This window comes from Streptacidiphilus sp. ASG 303 (assembly GCF_020991365.1).
Lineage (GTDB): Bacteria > Actinomycetota > Actinomycetes > Streptomycetales > Streptomycetaceae > Peterkaempfera.
This window is the reverse complement of sequence record NZ_JAJLRA010000031.1, coordinates 62,112-69,589: the sequence shown is the minus strand read 5'-3', so window position 1 is coordinate 69,589 and position 7,478 is coordinate 62,112. Positions and strand designations below refer to the sequence as shown.

General features: G+C 68.5%; 6 protein-coding genes. All 6 read right to left on the bottom strand.

Annotated elements, in window-relative coordinates; genetic code table 11:
- Window positions 1-469 (bottom strand): ATP-binding cassette domain-containing protein (locus LO771_RS26335; protein ID WP_230747128.1); only part of this gene is annotated, 469 nt, incomplete at its 3' end.
- Window positions 462-1,514: an ABC transporter ATP-binding protein gene (locus LO771_RS26330; RefSeq protein WP_230747127.1), complete on the bottom strand. Its 1,053-nt coding sequence runs from the start codon at window positions 1,512-1,514 to the stop codon at window positions 462-464. The genes LO771_RS26330 and LO771_RS26335, both read right to left, overlap by 8 nt.
- A 13-nt stretch (window positions 1,515-1,527) precedes the next feature.
- Window positions 1,528-2,469 (bottom strand): ABC transporter permease, encoded by a 942-nt coding sequence (locus LO771_RS26325; protein WP_230747126.1) that lies wholly within the window; start codon window positions 2,467-2,469, stop codon window positions 1,528-1,530.
- Window positions 2,462-3,388, bottom strand: a complete 927-nt coding sequence (locus LO771_RS26320) for an ABC transporter permease (protein ID WP_230747125.1) — start codon at window positions 3,386-3,388, stop codon at window positions 2,462-2,464. The genes LO771_RS26325 and LO771_RS26320 overlap by 8 nt, the downstream gene beginning before the upstream one ends.
- Before the next feature lie 109 nt (window positions 3,389-3,497).
- A complete protein-coding gene (locus tag LO771_RS26315; protein WP_230747121.1) occupies window positions 3,498-5,135 on the bottom strand; it encodes an ABC transporter substrate-binding protein in 1,638 nt (545 codons plus the stop codon).
- Between the two features lie 457 nt (window positions 5,136-5,592).
- Entirely contained in the window at window positions 5,593-7,461 is a 1,869-nt protein-coding gene (typA, locus tag LO771_RS26310) for a translational GTPase TypA (RefSeq protein ID WP_230747120.1), read from the bottom strand.
- Window positions 7,462-7,478 lie beyond the last annotated feature (17 nt).

Here is a 7,478-nt window from a genome sequence, read left to right as displayed (position 1 = left end):
GGTGCGGATACCGGTTGATGTACTCCGGGTTCAGACCCACCACGTCCAGCAGGTCCTGCACCGCCCGCCGCCGGTCCCCCCTCGGCGCCACCTCCGGATGGATCTCGAACGGCTCCCCGATGATGTCGCCCACCGTCATCCGCGGGTTCAGCGAGGTGTACGGATCCTGGAACACCATCTGGATGTTGCGGCGGACCGCCTTCAGCGCCCGCCCCGACAGCCGCGCGATGTCCTCACCCTTGTACAGCACCTGACCGGACGTCGCCCGCTCCAGGTTCATCAGCACCTTCGCGAGCGTCGACTTCCCACAGCCCGACTCACCCACGATGCCCAGCGTCTCGCCCTGGTGGAGGGTGAACGACACCCCGTCGACGGCCTTGACGGCGCCGACCTGCTTCTTGAGGAGGATGCCCTGGGTGAGCGGGAAGTGCTTGACCAGGTCCCGGACTTCGAGGATCGGCTCAGCCACGGAGGGTCTCCTTCCAGAAGTGGCAGGCGCTTCCGCGGCCCACCAGCTCGGCGCCGTCCGCGTCGGTGACCCGGTGCAGGGCCGGGACGTCGGTACGGCACACGTCCTGCGCCATCTCGCAGCGCGGGTTGAAGGCGCAGCCCGAGGGGATGCGCAGCAGGTTCGGCGGGAGGCCCTTGATCGCGTAGAGCTCCTGGCCCTTCTGGTCCAGGCGCGGGATCGACTGCAGCAGCCCCTTGGTGTACGGGTGGGCGGGGTTCTTGTACAGCTGGTGCACCGGCGCGGTCTCCACGATCCGCCCCGCGTACATCACCGCGATCTTGTCCGCCACGTCCGCCACCACGCCCAGGTCGTGCGTGATCAGGATCAGGCCCATGTGGTACTCGCGCTGCAGCTCCGCGAGGAGGTCCATGACCTGGGCCTGGACGGTGACGTCCAGGGCGGTGGTCGGCTCGTCCGCGATGATCAGGTCCGGCTCCAGCGCCAGCGCCATCGCGATCATGATCCGCTGCCGCATGCCGCCCGAGAACTGGTGCGGGTACTGGTCCACCCGCTCCTTGGCGGCCGGGATGCGGACCCGGTCCATCAGCTCGACGGCCTTCGCCCTGGCGTCCTTCTTGGACATGCCCTGGTGGACGCGGAACATCTCGCCCAGCTGGTAGCCGACCGTCAGCACCGGGTTCAGCGACGACAGCGCGTCCTGGAAGATCATGGCGATCTTCTGCCCGCGGATCCTCCGCCGCTGCTCGGTGCTCATCTTGAGCATGTCCTCGCCGCGGTAGAGGATCTCGCCCTTGGCGATCCGCCCCGGGGGCATGTCGAGGATGCCCATGATGGTCTGGGCGGTCACGGACTTGCCCGAGCCGGACTCGCCCAGCACCGCCAGCGTCTCGCCCGCGCTGACGCTGTAGTTGACGCCGTTGACCGCCTGGGCGACCCCCTCACGGGTCACGAACTCGACGTGCAGGTCGCGCACCTCGAGCAGCGGAGCGGTGTCCGCGGCCGCCGGGTTCCCGGCCGGGTTCGTCTTCTCGATGGTGGTCATGAGATGCCCCCTCTCAGCGGAGCTTGGGGTCGAGGGCGTCGCGGACCGCGTCGCCGAGCATGATGAACGCCAGCACCGTGATGCTCAGCATGCCTGCGGGGAAGAAGAGCACGTGCGGAGCGGTCCGGATGACGTTCTGGGCCGAGGAGATGTCGATGCCCCAGGAGACGGTCGGGTCCTGCAGTCCGATGCCCAGGTAGGACAGGGTCGCCTCGGTGGAGATGTAGCCGCCGAGGGCGATGGTCGCGACGACGATCACCGGGGCGATCGCGTTCGGCAGGATGTGCCGCAGCAGGATGCGGGTGGTGCCGGCGCCCAGGGCCTTGGCGGCGGTCACGTAGTCCGCCTCCTTGACGGTGACCACGGAGCCGCGCATGACGCGGGCCATCTGGGTCCAGCCCAGCGCGCCGAGGGCGAGCACGACGGTCCACACCGTGCGGTGGGTGAAGGCGTTGAGGACCACCAGGCAGCCGAGGAGCAGCGGGATGCCGAAGAAGATGTCGGTGAGCCGGGAGACCAGGGTGTCGAGCCAGCCGCCGAAGTAGCCGGCCAGCATGCCGAGCAGGCCGCCCAGCACGGTGACGAAGGCGGTGACGCAGAGGCCGACGATCACCGAGGCGCGGGCGCCGTAGAGGACGCGGGCGTAGATGCTGCGGCCCTGGCCGTCGTAGCCGAACCAGTCGGCGCCGAAGACGTGGCCGTAGTCGGCCGCGCCGAGGTAGTGGTGCTGCAGGTCGGCGTCGCGCGGACCGACCGAGGTGAACAGGCTCGGCCAGAGCGTGATGACGACGAGCAGCAGGATCAGCGCGGCGGAGACCACGAAGAACGGGTTGCGCCGCAGGTCCCGCCAGGCGTCGGACCAGAGGCTGCGCGGCTTCCCGGCCTTGGCCGGGGCGGTCGCGGGGGCGGAGGCGGAGCCGGGGACCGCCGCCTCCTTCTCGATCACGTCAGGCATACCGGATCCTCGGGTCCAGGACCGCGTAGAGCAGGTCGACGAGCAGGCTGGAGATCAGGTACACGATCACCAGCACGGAGACGATGCCGACCACGGTCGGCCCCTCGGACGCCCGGATCGCGCGGTAGAGCGCGTTGCCGACGCCCTGCACGTTGAAGATGCCCTCGGTCACGATCGCGCCGCCCATCAGGGCGCCGAGGTCGGTGCCCAGGAAGGTGACGACGGGGATCAGCGAGTTGCGCAGCAGGTGGTTGACGATGATGCGGCGCCGGGGCAGGCCCTTGGCCATCGCGGTGCGCATGTAGTCGGCGCGGACGTTCTCGACCAGCGAGGTGCGGGTCAGCCGGGCGACGTACGCGAGGGAGAGCGAGGCCAGCACGAACGCCGGGAGGAGGAGCTGGCCGAGGTTGTTGGAGTCCTGGACGGTGGGGGTGGTCCAGGCCAGGGTGATGCCGAAGACGGTGCTGCAGATGTAGCCGATCACGAAGACCGGGACGGAGATCACGAGGAGCGTGAACACCAGGACCAGCTTGTCCGCCACCTTGCCGCGCCGCAGGCCGGCCAGCAGGCCGAGGCCGAGGCCGACCACGATCTCGATGACGAAGGCCAGCAGCGCCAGGCGGATCGTCACCGGGAACGCCTGCGAGAGCACCTGGGAGACGTCGACGCCGCCGAAGGTCTGGCCGAGGTCGCCGTGCAGGAGCTGCCACACGTAGAGGGGGTAGTGCTGCCACCAGGGCATGTCGAGGTGGTACTGGTGCTTCAGGTGGGCCACGGTGGCCGGGTCGGCCGCGTGGTCGCCGAACATCGCCTTGATGGGGTCGCCCGGGAGCGAGTACACCATCATGAAGACGAGAAAGGTGGTCCCGAGGAACACCGGGATCATCTGGAGCAGTCGCCGCGCGACGTAGCGCCCCATCGTGCCTCCAAGTCAGTCGGGGTCGGCCGCCCGGCCCCGGGCCCCCGTCGGGGGTCGGGGCGGGGCGGCCGTCCCGCTGGTCGTTCCGGTCGGCGCGGAGCCGGGCCGATTACTTCTTCTTGACCTCGACCTGGGTGAAGACCGGGTTGCCGAAGGAGTCGTACTTCACGTTCTGCACGCTGGTGGAGTAGCCGGTGGTCGACTTGTAGTACCAGAGCGGGATGGACGGCATGTCCTTGGCCAGCTGGGCCTCGGCCTGCTGGTAGAGCGCCACGGTCTCGTCGATGCTGGTCGCCTTGTCGGCGGCGTGGGCCAGCTTGTCGAACTCGGGGCTGGAGTAGCCGCCGTCGTTCGCGTCCGCGCCGCTGACGTAGATGTCCTTGAGGAAGTTGGCGTTCAGCGGGTAGTCCTGCACCCAGCCGGACCGCATGAGGCTGGTGGCCTTCTTCTGCGTGATGATGTCGCGCGCGGTCTTGAAGTCCGGCTTCGGGTCGCCGGTGCAGTCGACACCGGTGGCCTGGCGGATGCTGTTGCAGACCGCGTCCACCCACTCCTTGTGGGAGCCGTCGGCGTTGTACAGGATGGTGATCTTGTTGCCGGGGACGCCGCCGCCCTGCTTGATCAGCTCCTTGGCCTTGGCCGGGTCGTACTTGCACGCGTCGCCGCAGCTGCCGGCCTTGTAGCCGGCGACGCCCGGCGGCACCCAGCTGTCGGCGGGCTGGCGGGAGCCCTGGAGCACCGTCTTGGTGATGGTGTCGCGGTCGATCGCCATGGAGAGGCCCTGGCGGACGAGGTTCTTGTCCTTGCCCTGCCAGTCCTTGTTGTACATGGCGAAGGAGATGGCCTGGATGGCACCCTGCGGCTGGTCCACGGCGCGGCTGCCGAGGTCCGTCTTGTAGGTGGCCAGCGCGCTGGCGGGCACCAGGTCCATCACGTCGAGGGTGTTGGACAGCAGCTCCTGGTACGCGGCCTCGCCGGTGGCCTCGACCTTGAAGAAGACGCCGCCGTTCTTCGGCTTGTCCACGCCGGCGTACTTGTCGTACGCGGCGACGGTGACGCCCTTGTTGTGCTCCCACTTGACGAACTTGTAGGGGCCGTCGCCGATCGGCTGCTGGCCGTACTTCTTCGGGTCGGTGAAGAAGGCCTTGGGCAGCGGGGAGAAGGCGGAGTAGCCGAGCTTGTACTCGTAGTACGAGACCGGGGCGGAGAGCTCGATGGTGAAGGTGTGGTCGTCCAGCACCTTCAGGCCCGACATGGTGTCGCTCTTCGGGTCGCCCTTGTCCGGGTGGACGTCGGAGTAGCCCTTGATGTCGGAGAACCAGAAGCTGTTGATCTGGTTGTTCTTGACGTTGGCCGACCAGTTCCAGGAGTCCACGAAGGAGTGGGCGGTGACCGGCTCGCCGTTGTGGAAGGTCCAGCCGGACTTCAGCTTGACGGTCCAGGTCTTGGAGTCCTTGGTGGTGATGGAGTCCGCAACCTGGTTGCGGATCTTGCCCGTCGCCGGGTCGTAGTCCACCAGGCCCTTGAAGATGCTCTGGATGATGCGGCCGCCACCGACCTCCATGGCGTTCGCCGGCTGGAGCGGGTTCTGCGGCTCGCTGCTCTGGTAGCTGAAGGTGCCCTTGGGGTCGACCGCCGCATTGGAACCGCTGCCGCTGCCACTGCCGGCGTTGCCGCCGCAAGCGGTCGCCGCGAGGGCGACGGCAGCAGCCGCCATGGCCCACTTGGCCTGGGTAGCACCGCGCATGGGGATGCCTCCTGAGAGAAAGGTTCGTCACGTGGAGGGCGCCGGCGGCCTGCGACCACTGTGTCGCGGATGACCGTCGCTCTCCTCGCTCGAGGTTCGGCGCGCACCCCTGCGCGTGACCCTTGACCCGAGCACAACGTCACCCACTATCCGTCACCGTGGGACACGGAAATGCCGATTCCGGATTTCAATTTGGTCACGTGAGGCATGTAAAGGTTTCTTATTTCGGACATTACAGACATAGACAGACAGTCATGAAACGGACAGTTGTCATCCATGACGGACGGTGAACGCCGATATCCGTGCATCCGGGCACGGGATTCGCTACGCGCGTCGACAGCGGAGCGTGAGGAAGCCCCCGGGTGCAGGACCGCACCGGGGGCTTCGGGGCACGCCGCGCCGCCGGCCGCCCGAGGGGGCGGCGGCCGGCGGCACGGCGGCGGGGTCGGAGCGGAGGTCAGCCCTTCTTGGCGCGCGAGGTCGCGCGGCCGCGCTCCTTCTGGTCCAGGACGACCTTGCGGATCCGCACGGTCTCCGGGGTCACCTCGATGCACTCGTCCTCGCGGCAGAACTCCAGGGACTGCTCCAGGGAGAGCTTGCGCGGCGGCACCAGCGACTCGGCCACGTCCGCGTTGGAGGAGCGCATGTTGGTGAGCTTCTTCTCCTTGGTGATGTTGACGTCCATGTCGTCGGCGCGGGAGTTCTCACCGACGATCATGCCCTCGTAGACCTCGGTGCCCGGCTCCACGAAGAGGGTGCCGCGCTCCTGGAGGTTGGTCATCGCGAAGGCGGTGACCGGGCCGGAGCGGTCGGCCACCAGCGAGCCGCTGCTGCGGGTGCGCAGCTCGCCGAACCACGGCTCGTGGCCCTCGAAGATCGAGTGCGCGATGCCGGTGCCGCGGGTGTCGGTGAGGAACTCGGTCCGGAAGCCGATCAGGCCGCGGGCGGGCACCACGAACTCCATGCGGACCCAGCCGGACCCGTGGTTGGTCATGGTCTCCATGCGGCCCTTGCGGGTCGCCATGAGCTGGGTGATCGCGCCCAGGTACTCCTCCGGGCAGTCGATGGTCATCCGCTCGACCGGCTCGTGCACCTTGCCGTCGACCAGCTTGGTGACCACCTGCGGCTTGCCGACGGTCAGCTCGAAGCCCTCCCGGCGCATGGTCTCCACCAGGATCGCCAGCGCCAGCTCGCCGCGGCCCTGCACCTCCCAGGCGTCGGGGCGCTCGGTGGGCAGCACGCGGAGCGAGACGTTGCCGACGAGCTCGCGGTCCAGGCGGTCCTTGACCAGGCGGGCGGTGACCTTGTGGCCCTTGCCGCCCTTGCCGACCAGCGGGGAGGTGTTGGTGCCGATGGTCATCGAGATCGCGGGCTCGTCGACCGTGATCAGCGGCAGCGCGACCGGGTTCTCCGGGTCGGCCAGGGTCTCGCCGATCATGATCTCCGGGATGCCCGCCACCGCGCAGATGTCGCCCGGGCCCGCCTTCTCGGCCGGCTTGCGGGTGAGCGCCTCCGTCATGAGGAGCTCGGTGATGCGGACGTTCTGGATCGAGCCGTCGCGCCGGATCCAGGCGACGGTCTGGCCCTTCTTGAGCTCGCCCTGCTCCACGCGGCACAGCGCGATGCGGCCGAGGAAGTTGTCGGCGTCCAGGTTGGTGACGTGGGCCTGGAGCGGCGCCTCCGCGTCGTACTCGGGGGCCGGCACGTGCTCCAGGATGGTGGAGAAGAACGGCTCCAGGCTGTCGCTGTCGGCCGGGACGGTGCCGTCCTCGGGCTTGGTCAGCGAGGCGACGCCGTCGCGGGCGCACGCGTAGACGATCGGGAACTCGATCTGGTCCTCGGTGGCGTCCAGGTCGAGGAAGAGGTCGTAGGTCTCGTTGACGACCTCGTCGATCCGGGCGTCCGGACGGTCGGTCTTGTTGATGCAGAGGATGACCGGCAGCTTGGCCTGGAGCGCCTTGCGCAGCACGAAGCGGGTCTGCGGGAGCGGGCCCTCGGAGGCGTCCACCAGCAGCACCACCGCGTCCACCATCGACAGGCCGCGCTCGACCTCGCCGCCGAAGTCGGCGTGGCCGGGGGTGTCGATGATGTTGATGACGATCGGCTCGCCGCCGTCCTTGGGGTGGTACCGGACGGCGGTGTTCTTCGCGAGAATGGTGATGCCCTTCTCACGCTCCAGGTCGTTGGAGTCCATCACCCGGTCGTCCACGTGCTGGTGGGCGGCGAAGGCGCCCGCCTGCTTCAGCATGGCGTCGACCAGGGTCGTCTTGCCGTGGTCGACGTGGGCGACGATGGCGACGTTGCGGATGTCATTGCGCGTGGGCATGCGGAGCGGTCTCTCCC